17 protein-coding genes are annotated in these 15,502 nt (G+C 71.6%); 4 read left to right on the forward strand and 13 right to left on the reverse strand.

Going from position 1 to position 15,502, the window contains the following annotated elements; genetic code table 11:
* The 7 genes from LV457_RS00910 to LV457_RS00940 form a co-directional block, all read right to left on the reverse strand.
* Positions 1–705 carry a cutinase family protein gene (locus LV457_RS00910; RefSeq protein WP_232168465.1) on the reverse strand — a complete coding sequence of 235 codons (705 nt, stop codon included), beginning with the start codon at positions 703–705 and terminating at the stop codon, positions 1–3.
* 75 nt (positions 706–780) lie between these two features.
* The gene (locus LV457_RS00915) at positions 781–1,851 is read right to left on the reverse strand and encodes an NAD-dependent epimerase/dehydratase family protein (protein ID WP_232168466.1); all 1,071 of its coding nucleotides are present in this window, start codon (positions 1,849–1,851) and stop codon (positions 781–783) included.
* Between the two features lie 34 nt (positions 1,852–1,885).
* On the reverse strand, positions 1,886–2,746 hold the full coding sequence (locus LV457_RS00920; protein ID WP_374198685.1) for a polysaccharide deacetylase family protein: 861 nt from the start codon (positions 2,744–2,746) through the stop codon (positions 1,886–1,888).
* Positions 2,747–2,797: 51 nt separating this feature from the next.
* On the reverse strand, positions 2,798–4,111 hold the full coding sequence (locus LV457_RS00925; RefSeq protein WP_232168470.1) for a PhoH family protein: 1,314 nt from the start codon (positions 4,109–4,111) through the stop codon (positions 2,798–2,800).
* A 190-nt stretch (positions 4,112–4,301) separates the two neighbouring features.
* Entirely contained in the window at positions 4,302–5,132 is an 831-nt protein-coding gene (locus LV457_RS00930; RefSeq protein ID WP_232168471.1) for an acyl-ACP desaturase, read from the reverse strand.
* Positions 5,133–5,192: 60 nt separating this feature from the next.
* Positions 5,193–6,677 carry a glycine hydroxymethyltransferase gene (locus LV457_RS00935; RefSeq protein WP_232168472.1) on the reverse strand — a complete coding sequence of 495 codons (1,485 nt, stop codon included), beginning with the start codon at positions 6,675–6,677 and terminating at the stop codon, positions 5,193–5,195.
* A 129-nt stretch (positions 6,678–6,806) separates the two neighbouring features.
* Positions 6,807–8,036, reverse strand: a complete 1,230-nt coding sequence (locus LV457_RS00940; protein ID WP_232168473.1) for a DUF885 domain-containing protein — start codon at positions 8,034–8,036, stop codon at positions 6,807–6,809.
* Positions 8,037–8,101: 65 nt separating this feature from the next.
* Here LV457_RS00940 and coaA point away from each other — a divergent pair, with 65 nt between their 5' ends.
* Positions 8,102–9,034, forward strand: coding sequence for a type I pantothenate kinase (gene coaA, locus LV457_RS00945; RefSeq protein WP_232168474.1), 933 nt, complete (start codon positions 8,102–8,104; stop codon positions 9,032–9,034).
* A 27-nt stretch (positions 9,035–9,061) separates the two neighbouring features.
* Here coaA and LV457_RS00950 read toward each other — a convergent pair whose 3' ends face one another.
* On the reverse strand, positions 9,062–9,481 hold the full coding sequence (locus LV457_RS00950; RefSeq protein WP_232168475.1) for a hypothetical protein: 420 nt from the start codon (positions 9,479–9,481) through the stop codon (positions 9,062–9,064).
* A 261-nt stretch (positions 9,482–9,742) separates the two neighbouring features.
* Here LV457_RS00950 and LV457_RS00955 point away from each other — a divergent pair, with 261 nt between their 5' ends.
* Positions 9,743–10,174, forward strand: coding sequence for a DUF4383 domain-containing protein (locus LV457_RS00955; protein WP_232168476.1), 432 nt, complete (start codon positions 9,743–9,745; stop codon positions 10,172–10,174).
* A 24-nt stretch (positions 10,175–10,198) separates the two neighbouring features.
* On the opposite strand, the gene LV457_RS00960 is transcribed toward LV457_RS00955, so the two are convergent.
* Together LV457_RS00960 and LV457_RS00965 are read right to left on the reverse strand one after the other, a co-directional pair.
* Positions 10,199–11,554: a hypothetical protein gene (locus tag LV457_RS00960; protein WP_232168477.1), complete on the reverse strand. Its 1,356-nt coding sequence runs from the start codon at positions 11,552–11,554 to the stop codon at positions 10,199–10,201.
* Positions 11,555–11,605: 51 nt separating this feature from the next.
* Positions 11,606–12,394 (reverse strand): (2Z,6E)-farnesyl diphosphate synthase, encoded by a 789-nt coding sequence (locus LV457_RS00965; protein ID WP_232168478.1) that lies wholly within the window; start codon positions 12,392–12,394, stop codon positions 11,606–11,608.
* 59 nt (positions 12,395–12,453) lie between these two features.
* On the opposite strand from LV457_RS00965, the gene LV457_RS00970 reads away from it, so the two are divergent.
* Positions 12,454–13,212, forward strand: a complete 759-nt coding sequence (locus LV457_RS00970; protein ID WP_232168480.1) for a hemolysin III family protein — start codon at positions 12,454–12,456, stop codon at positions 13,210–13,212.
* A gap of 70 nt (positions 13,213–13,282) precedes the next feature.
* On the opposite strand, the gene LV457_RS00975 is transcribed toward LV457_RS00970, so the two are convergent.
* Genes LV457_RS00975 through mca form a run of 3 tightly spaced genes read right to left on the reverse strand, consistent with a single transcriptional unit; the run spans position 13,283 to position 14,827 of the window.
* Positions 13,283–13,654, reverse strand: a complete 372-nt coding sequence (locus LV457_RS00975; RefSeq protein ID WP_232168482.1) for a nuclear transport factor 2 family protein — start codon at positions 13,652–13,654, stop codon at positions 13,283–13,285.
* Between the two features lie 11 nt (positions 13,655–13,665).
* A complete protein-coding gene (locus LV457_RS00980; RefSeq protein WP_232168484.1) occupies positions 13,666–13,959 on the reverse strand; it encodes a hypothetical protein in 294 nt (97 codons plus the stop codon).
* Complete coding sequence (mca, locus tag LV457_RS00985) at positions 13,940–14,827, reverse strand: mycothiol conjugate amidase Mca (protein WP_232168485.1); 888 nt, start codon at positions 14,825–14,827, stop codon at positions 13,940–13,942. Before mca ends, LV457_RS00980 begins: the two co-directional genes overlap by 20 nt.
* Before the next feature lie 118 nt (positions 14,828–14,945).
* Here mca and LV457_RS00990 point away from each other — a divergent pair, with 118 nt between their 5' ends.
* Positions 14,946–15,368: a DUF4307 domain-containing protein gene (locus LV457_RS00990; protein WP_232168486.1), complete on the forward strand. Its 423-nt coding sequence runs from the start codon at positions 14,946–14,948 to the stop codon at positions 15,366–15,368.
* The last annotated feature ends 134 nt before the right edge of the window (positions 15,369–15,502 follow it).

Here is a 15,502-nt window from a genome sequence, read left to right on the forward strand (position 1 = left end):
CTACTGCGGAGCCGGCCGCGGCGCCACCGCCGTCGGCGGCTTGAGCCGCGACACCGCGTACGTCGCCGCCTCGTCCACCATGCCGTTGGCGGCGTAGGCGGCGTGCGCGCCCAGATCGCCGCCGTCGGAGCAGATCGGGTCACCGGCCGCGCACAGGTCGATGGTCTTGGCGGTGAAGGCGGGCCCGATGACCACCGCGGGCTGCCGGATCTGGGTCATGAAGCGCTGGTTGGGCTTGCCGAGCAGCGCGACGGCGGCGACGTGGTCGGTGACCGCGGCCTCCAGCGGTTGCGGCGCGTCGCCGCTCACCCCGTCGGGTACGACGTCGGCGGTCACGAACCCCATGATCGCGGCGCCCTGCGAGTACCCGCCGAGCACCAGCTGGGTGGCCGGGCACGACGCCACCGTGTCGAGCACCTGCGCGCGGGCGTTGCGCACGCCGTCGACGCCGGTGGCGAAGTCCAGGCTCGCGGGATAGTCCACCGCGGTCACCTCGACCGTGCGCGGCGCGGCCTGCGCGGCCACCGCGTCGGCGAACTGCTGCCCGAACCCGCCCAGCCCGACGGCCTCGGTGGTGCCGCGGGCGAAGAGCACCTTGACGTCGGCGCAGGGCGCCGCGGCGGCGGGCGAAGCGGGCACGGCGCCCAGCGCGCCCAGGGCCGTCACGCAGCCGGCGAACACCGAGAACATGCGGGATGAGGTCACGCTTCGATGCTGGCACAGCACCGGCCCCGCGGCCTGCCGGGCGCGTGTGACGTCAGACTCGGATCACGCCGGCCCTCACGGGATGTAGCGCGGCGCGGGCGCGTCGGGCAGTTCCGCCGGCGCGGCCTGGGCCGGTCCCTTGCTCATCACCGGGTCGGCGGCCGGCGCGGGTTTGCGGAAACCGAGCCCCAGGTCGGCGATCGCGTCGGCGGTCGACCAGCGGGGCGCCCAGCCGAGCACGGTGCGCGCCCGGGTGGTGTCCAACAGCGGCACGGTGAACGCCAGGTCCACCCAGCCGGGCTCGACGGGCTGCAGCCGCAGGCGCCAGCCCACGTTCACCACCGACCGGGTGAGCCGGGCGGGCACGTGCACGGGTGTGGCCTTCATGGCCGCGGCGATGTCGTCGCGGCGCAGCGGCGGTTCGGCGCTGAGGTTGAATGCGCCGCGGGTGCCGCGTGCCAGGGCGGCCACGCAGGCCGCGGCGACGTCGTCGGCGTGCACCACCGGCACCGTCAGCCGCCGGTCGACCGGCAGCACCGGAGAGAACCGCAGCCACCGCGGCGACAGGTACGCCGGGAAGGCGTAGCGCCGCAGCCCGGTCGCGGCCGCGCGCTGCACGACGAGGCCCGGCCGCATCCGGGTGACGATCATGTCGTCGGGGTGGCGGCGCTCGTAGACGTCGAGCATCTCCTCCACGGCGGCCTTCGACCGGCTGTAGGTGGACGTGGCAAGCCCCTCGATGGGCCAGCTCTCGTCGACGCGACGGCCGTACGCGCCCGGCGCGTACGCGCCCGCCGACGACATGTACAGCAGGTGCCCCACCCCGGCCGTGTCGGCGGCGCGCAGCACCGCCGTGCTGCCGCCGACGCTGGCCGCCGCCAGGTAGCCGCCGGCATGCGTCGGCTGGAATCCCCACGCCAGGTGCACCACGCAGTCGACGCCGTCGAACACCCGGACCAGCCGGCGCTCCGCGTCGGGCTCGGCGAGGTCCAGGCGGTGCCAGCGCACGGGCGCGAACACCCCGGTGCGGGGCGGCTCGCGGCGCGCGACGCCGTCGATGACGTACTCGTCGGGGGCCGCGTGCAGCGCCCGCAGCAGGGCGGTGCCGACGTTGCCGCTGGCGCCGGTGATGACGATCCGTCGCACGTGCGCCGCGTAGCCCGTCCGGGGCGCCGCGAAACTACGCGCCGGCGGGAAGCTGTCCGACGACCGCGGTCGCCGGCGGGTTCGGCGCGGGCGCGGCGGGGGCGATGTCGGTGAGCACGTTGGCGGGCGGGCCGTTCTCGCGGCTGCCGTAGGTGGTGCCCGGCTGCCGCGGCCCGAGCAGGTGGCTGACGGTCACCAGGTGGTAGCCGTTGGCCTTGAGCACCGGCAGGAAGTCGGTCACCAGGTCGACCGTCGACGAGTAGGTGTCGTGGAACAGCACGACCGAGCCCGGCTTGAGCTGGCTCATCAGCACCGCGCGGGTGGCGGCGGTGTTGGTGTCGTTGATCCAGTCGAACGGGATGACGTCCCAGTTGATGTCGGCGAGCCCCTGCCGGCCGGCTTCGGCGAGCACCTCGTCGTTGATGAGACCACCGGCGGTGCGCACGAGCGTCGGGCGCTGCCCGGTGGCGGCGGCGATCGCGTCGCTGGCGCGGCTGAACTCCCCGGGGATCTCCTGCGGCGGCAGCGTCGTCATGTTCGGGTGGTCCCAGGTGTGGCTGGCCACCTCCATGCCGGCGTCGGCGATGCGCTTCGCGGCCGCCGGATCGGCCGCCACCTTGCTGCCGATGAGGAAGAACGTCGACTTGGCGCCGTTGTCGTTGAGCACCTGCAGCAGCCGGTCGGTGTACGGGCTCGGCCCGTCGTCGAACGTGAACGCGACGCAGCTGACGACCGCGCAGTCGACGCTGTCGGCGTTGGCGAGGGTGACATGACCGGTCATGCCGCCGACCACGAGCACCGCGGCGGCCGCGGCGCCGCCCGACAGGGTGCGCCAGTAGGTCCAGCCGGTCCGCACCGGTCGAGCGGCCTTACGAAAGCCAGGAAGCCGTAGCACGCGGGCAGCTTACCGGTGGTGGCTGCCGGACACCCGGCAGCCACCCCCGTGTCACGGCAGCGCGCCGGGGCTGATCTCCTCGAGCATCTCGGTGACCAGCGCGGCGATGGGCGAGCGCTCGCTGCGGGTGAGCGTGATGTGCCCGAACAGCGGATGGCCCTTGAGCTTCTCGATCACCGCCGCCACGCCGTCGTGCCGGCCGACGCGCAGGTTGTCGCGCTGCGCGACGTCGTGGGTGAGCACCACCCGCGATCCGGCGCCCAACCGCGACAGCACGGTCAGCAGCACGTTGCGTTCCAGCGACTGCGCCTCGTCGACGATCACGAACGAGTCGTGCAGGCTGCGGCCGCGGATGTGGGTGAGCGGCAGCACCTCGAGCATTCCGCGCGAGGACACCTCGTCGAGCACGGCGGGGCTCGCGAGCCCTTCGAGGGTGTCGAAGACGGCCTGCGCCCACGGGCCCATCTTCTCGCTCTCACTGCCCGGCAGATAGCCCAGCTCCTGGCCGCCGACGGCGTACAGCGGCCGGAACACCACGACCTTGCGTTGCGTGCGCCGTTCCAGCACCGCCTCCAGACCCGCGCACAGCGCCAGCGCCGACTTGCCGGTGCCGGCCTTGCCGCCGAGCGAGACGATGCCGACGGACTCGTCGAGCAGCAGATCGAGGGCGACGCGTTGTTCGGCGGACCTTCCCCGGAGGCCGAACACTTCGCGGTCGCCGCGCACCAGCTGCACGCGCTTGTCGGCGTTCACCCGGCCGAGCGCATGCGAGCTGCCGCTCAGCAGCCGGATGCCGGTGTGGCAGGGCAGGTTCCGGGCCGCATCGAGATCGATCTCGCCGTCGGCGTAGAGCGCGTCGACGTCGCCGGTGGTGACGTCCAGCTCCGCCATACCGGTCCAGCCGGAGGTGATGACGTCCTGCGCGTGGTACTCGTCGGCGGCCAGCCCCACCGCGCCCGCCTTGACGCGCAGCGGAATGTCCTTGCTGACCAACGTGACCCGCTTGCCCTCGGCCGCCAGGTTCGCGGCGACGGTGAGGATGCGGGCGTCGTTGCTGTCGTTGCGGAAACCCGCGGGCAGCACCGCCGGATCGCTGTGGTTGAGCTCGACGTGCAGCGAACCGCCCTGCGTCCCAACGGGAACCGGCTGATCGAGCCGGCCGTACTCCAGACGCAGGTCGTCGAACAGCCGCAGCGCCTGCCGGGCGAACCAACCGAGCTCGTGGTGGTGGCGTTTGGCCTCCAGCTCGCTGATCACCACCAGCGGGACGACCACCTCGTGTTCGGCGAACCGGGTGCAGGCCCACGGATCGGACAGCAGCACGGAGGTGTCGAGGACATATGTTCGCACCGATGAATCTGTCACGTCGCGCTCCTCGAGCCGCGCGGCACCCGCACGTCCGAATGGGGTGGGGCGCAGCGGTACAGGACCGGGGCCGGTCCTGTCGCACTCTTGCGAGTGGCACCGCCCGGACAGCAGAGCGAGTCGCTAGCCATCGGCGCCGACGCTACTCCCGGGCCGGTGACCGGACGGTGACGGCGCGCCGCGCGGCGCGTTACCGGCTCGTGACGAATTCGGCGAGCGCCGGCTCGTCCGACACCCCCCAGGCCTGGATGCGGTCGGCGATGACGCGGCGCCGGTACTCCTCGGAGAACACCCCGGCCTCGGCCATCGTGGCGACCTTGTCCTGATAGGCGTCGATGTCACCGCCGACGACGCCCAGGGTGCGGGCGCGCTTCGCGATGGCCTCGACGGTCTCGTCGCGGTGCGTGGTCAGCAGGTGGCCGACGAGGTTGGCGAAGATCTGCTCGTGGCGTTCCTCGTCCATCGCGATGCGGCCGAGCAGCGCCTTGAGCACCGGCTCCTCGACGAGCCGTTGCAGGTTGCGCACGAAGACGGCGTGCGCGCGCTCGAACATCGCCATGAACGCCAGCGTCTCGATCTGCGAGTAGTTGTCGCTGCGGTAGCCCTTGGTGGTGTGCGCGACCCGCACGTCCTCGTTGGCGGCGGGGTCGATCTCGCGGGTGACCACCAGGTAGTTCCGCAGCGCGACGGCGTGCAGGTGTTCCTCGGCGGTCCAGCGGCCGATGAAGCGGCCCCACTTGCCCTCGAGGATGAAGTTGAACACCAGCTCGCGGTGGTAGCCGGCGAGGTTGTCCTTGGTGATCTGCAGGATCTCCAGCCCGTCGGTCACCGTCTTGGGCAGCGTGACGTCGGACGGCTCCCAGTCCCGGCCGCCCAGGAACGCGAAGTTCTCCCCCTGGTCGAAGGGCACGTAATCGTGGCCGTACCAGGCGCTGTCGGTCTCCAGGTGACGGGTGAGGTTCTCGTCGACCACGGGCTCGAGTTCCAGGGTCAACGCATTGGCAACCGGTTTCTCAGCCATGAAACTAACCGTAACCCGCAGATACAGGTTCCTCGTAATCGGGTCCGGGGGTACCGGAGATCAGAGCGTCAGCCCGGGATACAGCGGGTTGGCGTCGAGCAGTTCGGCGGCCGCGGCGTGCACCCGCGCGGCGGTGCCGTCGGCGAGCGTGTACTTGGCTTTCGACGGTCCGGCGGACGCCTGCGTCGGCGTGGTGTTGTTCAGCACCTCGACGACGAGCTCGGCGACCCGGTCGAACTCCGCGGGGCCGAACCCGCGGGTGGTGAGCGCCGGGGTGCCGAACCGGATGCCGCTGGTGTACCACGCGCCGTTCGGGTCGGCCGGGATGGCGTTGCGGTTGGTGACGACACCGGAGTCCAACAGCGCCGACTCGGCTTGGCGGCCGGTCAGCCCGAAGCTCGTGACGTCGAGCAGCACGATGTGGTTGTCGGTGCCGCCGGTGACCAGCCGCGCACCGCGCTTGGTGAATCCCTCGGCCAGCGCCTTGGCGTTGTCCGCGACGCGCTGCGCGTAGGCCTGGAACGACGGCTGCCGCGCCTCGGCGAGCGCCACCGCTTTCGCGGCCATCACATGCGACAGCGGCCCGCCGAGCACCATCGGGCAGCCCTTGTCGACGGCGTCGGCGTATTCCGGCTGCGCGAGCACCAGCCCGCCGCGCGGCCCGCGCAGCGACTTGTGCGTCGTGGTGGTCGTGACGTGGGCGTGCGGCACCGGGTCCTCGTCGCCGGTGAACACCTTGCCCGCGACCAGGCCGGCGAAGTGGGCCATGTCGACCATCAGCGTGGCGCCCACCTCGTCGGCGATCTCCCGCATCGTCGCGAAGTTCACCCGCCGCGGATAGGCGGAGTAGCCGGCGACCAGCACGAGCGGCTTGAATTCGCGGGCGGCGGCGGCCACCGCGTCGTAGTCGAGCAGGCCCGTCTCCGGGTCGGTGCCGTAGCTGCGCTGGTGGAACATCTTGCCGCTGATGTTGGGCCGGAAGCCGTGGGTCAGGTGGCCGCCGGAGTCGAGCGACATGCCCAGCAGCCGTTGGTTGCCGAGCCGGTTGCGCAGCGTCTCCCAGTCGGCTTCGGAGAGGTCGTTGACGTGCTTGGCGCCCAGCTCCGCCAGGCCCGGCGCCTCGACCCGGGTGGCGAGGATCGCCCAGAACGCCACCAGGTTGGCGTCGATGCCCGAATGTGGCTGCGCGTAGGCGTACGGCGCGCCGAACAGCTCACGCGCGTGCTCGGCCGCCAGGCTTTCCACGGTGTCGACGTTCTGGCAGCCGGCGTAGAACCGGTGGCCGATGGTGCCCTCGGCGTACTTGTCGGACAGCCAGGTGCCCATGGTCAGCAGCACCGCCGGCGACGCGTAGTTCTCGCTGGCGATCAGCTTGAGCGAGTCGCGCTGGTCGGCGAGTTCCTGGCGGGTGGCGGCGGCGATGCGCGGCTCGACCGTCTCGATGACCTGCAGCGCGGCGCGGTAGGCCGCGCTCGCGGTGTCGGCGTACTCGGCGCCCGGGGCGGCGTACTCGGCGGCCGACGTGGTCACGGGCTCAGCAGTCATGCTCACCAGCCTAATTGCCCGTCGCCGCGGCCTCGCCCCGCCCGCTCCCCCGTCGCCGAAACTCACGTTTGGGCGCAAAAGTGCGAGTGGAATCCGGCAGAACGTCGATCTCGGCGAGCGGCCGCGGACTCAGGCCGCCCGCAGCGTCGACGGGATCAGCGGCTCGTCGAGCAGCCGGGTGAACCGCTCGGTCAGCGTGACGCCGGCCGGCCGGTCGTCCAGCCAGGCCCGCAGCAACCGGTAGCCCTCGACATAGGTGCTCGTGTACGCGCGCCACAGCGGCGAGGACAGGAACCGCAGCGTCTGGCGCGCCCGCGGCTCGGTGGTGAGCAGCCACCGCTGCAGAAAGGCCGCCACCTCGTCGGCGTCGCGGTGCTCGTCGTGCAACATCAGCGCGGCGTCCTGCCGGACGTCGGCCAGGCCGGCGGCCGCCTCGGCCACCGCCTCGGCCCGCTCGCCGTCGAACCGCAGGCCGAGGTCGGCGTAGATCTCGGCGGCCCAGGCGCCCCAGCTCTGTCCTCCCCCCGTCGCTTCGCTCGCCCCTGACCCGACCGCGGCGTAGAGCGCCAGATCCGCCAGCCCTTCGGCCATCAGGCACTGCGGGGTGTTCACCAGGAAGATCGTCTGCTCGGCCTGCCCCCGCGTCGCGACCAGCCCGGCTTCTTTCCGGCAGTGCTCGGTGTGGTGGCCGGGGTAGGACTCGTGGGCCACCAGCCGCGGCAGGTTCGACATCTGCTGCTTGAGGTCGGCGTTGACGGCCACCCGGGAGCGGTAGTCGCCTTCGTAGTAGTTGAACCCCGACCACGGCTTGTCGGTCACCACCTCGTAGACGACGGTCTCGCGTTCGGGCAGCGGGAAGGCGGCCCGCACCCGGTCGCGCAGCGCGCTGGAGAACGCGTCGATGCACTCGGCGAGGCGGTCGGGCGGAATCTCCTCGGCCGCGCGGTAGGCCTGCATCCGCTCGGCCAGCGGGCCGGTGCCGCCGAGCGCGGAGTCGAGCCGGGCGTGCGCGTCGCGGTAGCGCTGCTCGTCACCTTTGGCGATCCACACGTCGAAGTAGTCGTGCACCTCGTCGACGAATCCGATCGACTCGCCGGCGAACGTGCGGGCCGAGCACTCCAGGGCCCGCAGGTGCGCCCCGACGAACGCCTCCCGGTCGGCGGGCAGGCCGGCTTCGGGCAGCGCGGCCTGCAGTTCGCGGGCGCGGCGGGCCAGCGCCGACGGTGCGGGCGCCGGCTCGGACTCCACCTGCCGGCGCAGCCGCGGGACGCCGGTGTAGGCGTCGACGTAGCCGCGCTCGAGGCGATCGAACCGCAGGCCCAGCAGCAGGTACTCGTCGATCAGGGTGGCGGGCTCCATGCATTCGACGGTAGTCGTCGGCCCCCACACGCCCGTGACGCCGCTCGTGCTGCAAGACTGGCCGCATGCCGCGGCTGAGCGAGCCGAGCCCCTATGTGGAGTTCGACCGGAGTCAGTGGCGCGCGTTGCGAAAGTCGACGCCGTTGCGACTCACCGAGGAGGAGCTGACCGGGCTCCGCGGCCTCGGGGAACAGCTGGACCTACGCGAGGTCGAAGAGGTGTACCTGCCGCTGGCCCGGCTGATCCACCTGCAGGTGGCCGCCCGTCAGCAGCTGTTCGCCGCGACCGGCGAGTTCCTCGGCGAGCAGCACCCCACCGACCCGGTGCCGTTCGTCATCGGCGTGGCGGGCAGCGTGGCGGTCGGCAAGTCGACCACCGCGCGCGTCCTGCAGGCGTTGCTGGCTCGCTGGCCGCACCACCCGCGCGTGGACCTCGTCACCACCGACGGCTTCCTCTATTCGAACGCCGAGCTGGAGCGGCGCGGGATCATGAACCGCAAGGGCTTTCCGGAGTCCTACGACCGGCGCGCGTTGATGCGGTTCGTGACGGCGGTGAAGTCCGGCGCCGGCGAGGTGTGCGCGCCGGTGTACTCGCACCTGATCTACGACATCGTGCCGGGCGAGAAGACGGTGGTGAAGCAGCCGAACATCCTCATCCTGGAGGGGCTCAACGTGCTGCAGACCGGGCCGACGCTGATGGTGTCGGACCTGTTCGACTTCTCGATCTACGTCGACGCCCGGGTCGAGGACATCGAGCAGTGGTACATCTCGCGGTTTCTGACCATGCGCTCGACGGCGTTCGCCGATCCGGCGTCGCACTTCCACCACTATGCGGGGGTGTCGGACGAGGAGGCCGTGGCGGCGGCCCGGGCGATCTGGATGTCGATCAACTATCCGAACCTGACCGAGAACATCCTGCCGACCCGGCCGCGCGCCACGCTGGTGCTGCGCAAGGACGCAGATCACACCGTCAACCGCCTGCGGTTGCGCAAACTCTGACGTCAACCGCCTGCGGTTGCGCAAACTCTAGGCCTTGAGCCGGCGCAGCCCCACGTACTGCAGGTCGGCCATCACCAGCGTGTAGACGCCGCTGCCGAGGACCAGCGCCACGCCGGCGTCGGTGAGCGCGAACGGTCCGACGACCACGAGCGCGACGGCGCCCAGCGCGTAGAGCACGTTGGCCACCATCACCGCCGTGCCGGGCGCCGCGAGCCGGGCGCGGGTGGAGAGCGCGTAGACGACGGCGCCGTAGCCGACGAAGAACGCGCCGGACGCGTATTCGAAGGCGGTGCTGGTGCCGGAGTGCTCGGCGAGCCAGGGCGCGACCGCCAGCGCGGCGACCCCCGTCAGGCCGCTGATGACGGCGTCGGCGCGCAGCGCGAGGCGCAGGAAGCGGTCGCGGGTGGGGGTCGGCGTGGCGGTCGGGGTGGCATGGGCGGCGGTCATGGTCGGTCCTTTCGTCGGGGATGGGCCGGGGCCGGCGGCGTAGCCTCCGACGACGCCGACCCCGGTACTTCCCGATGCTGTGTCGACGGGACTGCCAGCCACAGGCGCCGTGCTGCCAATCGCTGCCAAGCCCAGGTCAGCCGAGGGTGCAGCGGCGCCGGTTGGGCGGCCCGCATCGTCGACCGGCGTAACCCCTCCCCCATTGCTACTACGGCGCGTAGTATCTACGGCAGGCATTGCCGACACCAACGGAGGTGCGCCGTGAAGTGGTCTTTCGCCCAGATCGGCCTGCTGGTCATCGCCGCCCTACACGTGCTGCAGGCGGTCATCGGATTCGTCGTCGAACCCAGCTTCGCCACCGGGCCGGACGCGCCGACAGCGCAGGTGCTCGGCATGGACTACAACGGCTGGCACGCCGTCGCCGGGCTCGCGCTGTTCGGTCCGGGACTGGTCTTCGCGATGCGCAAGGCCTGGTCGGTGCTGTACCTGCTCGCCGCAGCGGTGGCCGGGGCGCTGCCGGGTGTCTGGGCCCTCTTCTCCCACCAGGTCGCCTACGTCTTCACGTTTCCCCACAACATCACCGACGCGGCGGTGCATCTGGTGACGGCCGTGGTGATGGCGGCGGTGGCCGCGGTCCAGATCCGCCTCGACGGTGGTCTGCGGAACTCGCTCGCCGAGCTGCGGGCGCCCTGAGCACTCGGCCCGTCGTTTCGGCGGTCAGTCGCGTGCGGCGACCAGATCGCTGCGCAGGTCGGCGGCGATCACCCGGGCCGCCGCGTTCTGCCAATTGTGGAGGGACCGCTGCGGCACCTCGGTGACGAACCACTGCCAGGCCTGCCGGGCGACCGGGTCGAGGCCGGCGGCCGTGGCGTTCTGCGCGTACGCCCGCACGCCGGCGACGTACGGGAAGTAGAGCGCGTTGTAGTGGCGCCACTGCTCGGTGGTGCCGAAGTCGCCGCCGTCGCGCGGCTTGAGACCGGCGATCTTCTCGCCGAGCAGCGCCCGCAGTTCGGTGGCGCGTGCGAGCGGCTGGTCGGGGGCGCCGCGGGCGGCGAGCCGGCGGTCGATCTCGGGCAGGGCGGTCAGCGGGCTGGCGATGAGCTTGGTGAGGTCGCCGTAGTGGCCGAGCGCGCGACGCGTGAGCCGCACGAAGGTCTCGTCGTCGACGGCGTCGAGCGGGTTGGTGGCCCGCAGCGGCAGCGCCGCCTCGGTGCGCCGCAGCGTCGCGCGGTCCTCGCGCAGGGCCGGCGAGCGCCGGAACGCCACCCGGTCGAGCGCGCCGGCCAGCGGATCGGCCAACACGTTGATGGTGATCGCGACGGCCAGGCTGGTGAACAGCAGCACCGTCAGCGCGGTGTCAGCGCCGTCGGTCAGCGCCATCACCACGAGGATCTGGCCGCCGAACAGCGCCGCGACCACACCCGTCGCCACCACCGACCGCCGCATGTCCGCCCGCAGCGCCTGTCCCTCGTCGAACGCGTCCCACACGGCGACCGCGACCCCGAGCAGCAGCACGTCGAAGCCGGTCGACGCCAGCGCGAGCCCGCTGGGCAGCAGCCCGAGCGGGATGACCACGATCGCGTTGCCGAGCGCGAAGAACAGCGTGGCGATCACCACCATGCCGGTCACGGACCGCGGCCGCTGCGGACGCCGCAGCGCCCGGAGCGCGGCCGCGAGCGTCGCCACCGAGATCACGCCGCACAGCACCCCGTGCCCCGGGCGCAGCGGACCGGTGACGTCGCCGGCGAGCGTGGCGCCCGCCGCCGCGCCGGCCACCACCGCCGCCACGGCCGCCACCTCGGCGAGCCGGCCGCGCCAGTGCTCACCGGGCCGGGCCAGCTCCAGCAGCACCGCGAACCACGCCACGCCGGGTAGGGCCACCAGGTAGATCTCGACGCGCCCCAGCCCGTCGGGGCCGCCGGCCAGCCGCACGGCGTCCAGCGCCACCACGGCCGCGAACCCGACGAGCCCGACGGCCGCCCCCACCAGCACCGGCTTGCGGGGATCGCGGGCGGCCAGGTACAGGCCGAGCCACCAGCTCAGGGTGAACACGACGGCCGACAGCGCGGTCATGTTCCGGTGCCGCATCGGCCGCGCCGATCAGACCCCACATCGGCGAGCCGATCACGTTCCATAGCGACGGTGCCGGACGGAGTAGTCGCGCAGCGCCCGCAGGAAGTCGACGCGCCGGAACGCCGGCCAGTACGCCTCGGTGAACCACATCTCCGAGTAGGCGCTCTGCCACAGCAGGAAGCCGGAGAGCCGCTGCTCGCCGGAGGTGCGGATGACGAGGTCGGGATCGGGCTGGCCGGAGGTGTAGAGGTTCTCGGAGATGCCGTCGGCGGTCACCGCGTCGATGAGCTGCTCGGGTGTGGCGCCGTTGGCGAGCGCCTTGGCCAAGAGCGCACGCACCGCGCCGACGATCTCCTGCCGGCCGCCGTAGCCGACGGCCACGTTGACGCAGAACGCGGCGTCGCTCGGCGTCGACTCGACGGCGTCGCGCAGCCGGCGGGCCGGCTCCTCGCCCAGGAGCTCCAGGTCGCCGACGGTGCGCACCCGCCACCGGTTGGCCGGCGCACAGATCTCCTCGACGACGTCGGTGATGATCTCGATGAGCGCGGCCAGCTCGTCGCGGTCACGCTGCAGGTTCTCGGTGGACAGCAGGTAGACGGTCGCCAGCTCGATGCCGGCGTCGTCGCACCAGCGCAGCATCTCGGCGATCTTCGCCGCACCCATCCGGTAGCCGTAGCTGACGTCGGAGTGACCAGCTTCACGCGCCCAGCGCCGGTTGCCGTCGCACAGCACCGCGATGTGGCGCGGCAGCTCGGATTTCGACCTGGTCAGGTCCTGGCGGAGCCGCGCCTCGTACAGCCGGTACATCGGCTCCTTGAGGCGCGCGGGAATGAGCTCCACGAGCACTCAGACTACTGTCACGTTTCGGCGTTCCCGGGGTGGTTACTGGTGGAGGTGACATGACGACGCGCATCGAACAGACCGGCCCTGACCCGTCGCGCAAGTTCACGGCCTACGACGACGACTACGGCTCGGATTTCCCCGCCGGGTTGGCCGACGGGGTCGCCCACGTCATCGGCAAACCACGGGCGCGCGGCTGGATCCACGTCTACTCCGCCGTGGTCGCGGTCTTCTGCGGCGCCACGCTGGTGTCGGTGTCGTGGGCGTTGCAATCCCGCAGCGCCGGCCTGGCCACGCTCGTCTACACGCTCACCATCGTCGCCATGTTCACCGTCAGCGCCGCCTACCACCGGATCAACTGGAAGTGCCGCGCGCCGGCGAAGTGGATGAAGCGCGCCGACCACTCGATGATCTTCCTGTTCATCGCCGGCAGCTACACGCCGTTCGCGGTGCTCGCGCTGCCGGAGTCCCAGGGCAAGGTGCTCTTGGGCATCGTCTGGTGCGGGGCGCTCGCCGGTGTGCTGCTGAAGATGTTCTGGCCGTCGGCGCCGGCGTGGGTGGGCGTGCCGCTCTACCTGCTGCTGGGCTGGGTGGCGGCGTGGTTCATCGGCCCGATCCTCGACGGCGCCGGCACCGCGGCGGTCGTGCTGCTGATCGTCGGCGGCGCGCTGTACAGCATCGGCGGCGTGCTCTACGCGCTGAAGTGGCCCAACCCGTGGCCGCAGACGTTCGGTCACCACGAGTTCTTCCACGCCTGCACCGCGGTCGCGGCGACCTGCCACTACATCGCGATGTGGTTCGCCGTCTTCGCGGGCTGACGGGCGCTAGAGCTGCCTGGGCGAGCGGAGCGACGGGATCAAAGTTGCCTGGGCGAGCGGAGCGACGGGATCAGAGCTGCGTGACGTTCTCCGGCGACCAGTAGGCCTTCATCGACGCGATCTGGCCGCGCTCGTCGAACACCATCACCTCGATGGGTTCGATCCGCATGCGGTGCTCGCCGGCGCCGACGGTGATGGCGAACAGGAACGCCGCCTCGTGGCCGCCGACCCGCAGCTCCAAGAGCTCGGTGGAGATCTCGGCGCCGGTGATGGCCTGGTAGAAGCCGGCGATCGCCTGCCGGCCGATGTGCACCTCGCCGCCGCCCACCGGATCTTCCAGCGTGGCGTCCTCGGCGTAGAGCGCCGCCACCTGCTCGGCGGTGCCGCCCGACACCACCTCCAGGTAGCGCGTGACGATGGCTGCGGGGTCGACGGCGGTCATGCGGAGAGAACCTACACGGGCGGCTTGCCCGGCGGGGCGCCGTCGGGCGGAGTGGGGTCGACCTCCGGTTCGACGCCGACCGTGCCGTCGTCGACGGCCTGATCGGGTTCGGGGTGGTCGGGGTCGAACGTCTCGGGCAGCCGTTTGAGGTGCCGGTTCATCGACCAGACCAGCAGGAACGTCGCGATCAGCAGGACGACGACGATCACCAGGCCGAAGGGGCTGGCCTTGCCGAAGTCCGGCCCGGTGTTGCGCGGCGCCTCATCGGCGAGCCACCTGACGAGCTCAGCGGTCACCGCCACCATCCTCGTCGGGGATCCCCGCGAACAGGTCCGTCTCGGGGAGGCTGACCGGCACCCGCGAGCGGGCCAGCTCGAACTCCTCGGTGGGCCACAGCCGCTGCTGCCATTCGATGGGCGCCGCGAAGAAGAAGCTCTTCGGATCGATCTGGGTGGCGTGGGCGAGCAGCGCGTCGTCGCGCTGCTGGAAGTACTTGGCGCACTCGATCCGGGTGGTCACCCGCTTGGCGAAGATGTCGTGATCGGGATCCCACTTCTCCAGCCACTTCCCGAACGGCCCTTCCTGGCCGTGCTTCGCGAACTCGTCCTGCAGCAGCTGCATGCGCTGCCGCAGGAAGCCGTGGTTGTAGTACAGCTTGGAGACGGTCCACGGCTCGCCGGCGTCGGGGAAGCGGCGGTAGTCGCCGGCCGCCTCGTACGCCGCCACCGACACCTGGTGGCACCGGATGTGGTCCGGGTGCGGATAGCCGCCGGTCTCGTCGTAGGTGGTCATGACGTGCGGCCGGAACTCGCGCACCACCCGCACGAGCGCCTCGGTGGCCTCCTCCAGCGGAACGAGCGCGAAGCAGCCCTCCGGCAGCGGGGGCGGCGGGTCTCCCTCGGGCAGCCCGGAGTCGACGAAACCCAGCCACGTGTGTTCGACGCCGAGGATCTTGGCGGCCATGGCCATCTCCTCGCGCCGGATCTCGGGCATCCGTTCCTGCACGTCGGGCCGGTCCATGGCCGGGTTCAGGATGCTGCCGCGCTCACCGCCGGTCAGGGTCACCACCATGACGCGGTGCCCCTCGGCCGCGTAGCGGGCCGTGGTGGCGGCACCCTTGCTCGACTCGTCGTCGGGATGGGCGTGCACCGCCATCAACCGCAGTTCGCTCACGCGTTCCCTTATCGTCTGACTCGTTGTGTTCGACCTCGCACGCCGGCGGGCGACGTCGTTGCAGCTCCCAGTCTTCCATCCCCCGCCGGAATCGAAACGCCGAGGAAACGGAGCCCGCATGGCAGAGCGGCCGACCGACCGCTACGGCGGCAGCCGGTGGAGCCGCCGCGCGCGACGCCGGTGGACGGTTGCGCTGTTCCTGCTCATTGTCGCCGTCGGGGTCGGCGTGGCGACGGTGGGCTACCAGCGCCTCGGCGCCAAGGAGATCGAGGGCGAACTCGCCGGCTACCGGCTGCTGGACAACCAGACGCTCGAGGTCACGATCACCGTGCACCGAAACGATCCCGCCCGCACCGGTGTCTGCATCGTGCGGGGCCGCAGCGCCGACGGCAGCGAGACGGGCCGCCGCGAGCTGCTGATACCGCCGTCCGACGCGTCATCGGTGCAGGTCACCGCGCAGGTGAAGACGAGCCGGCCGCCGGTGATGGGCGACGTCTACGGCTGCGGCTACGACGTGCCCGGCTATCTGCGCGCACCCTGACCGAGAATTCGCGAACCGCGAAAACCCGCCGGCCCGCGCAGGTGTCGGTGATAACATCGAATCGATGCACGGTTCCTGCTGGGGCCGTGTATTGCTGCATTAGCGCGCGAAATGACGCTGCGGCGGCGATACGC

The organism is Mycobacterium sp. MYCO198283 (assembly GCF_021213805.1).
In the GTDB taxonomy this organism is placed as follows: domain Bacteria; phylum Actinomycetota; class Actinomycetes; order Mycobacteriales; family Mycobacteriaceae; genus Mycobacterium.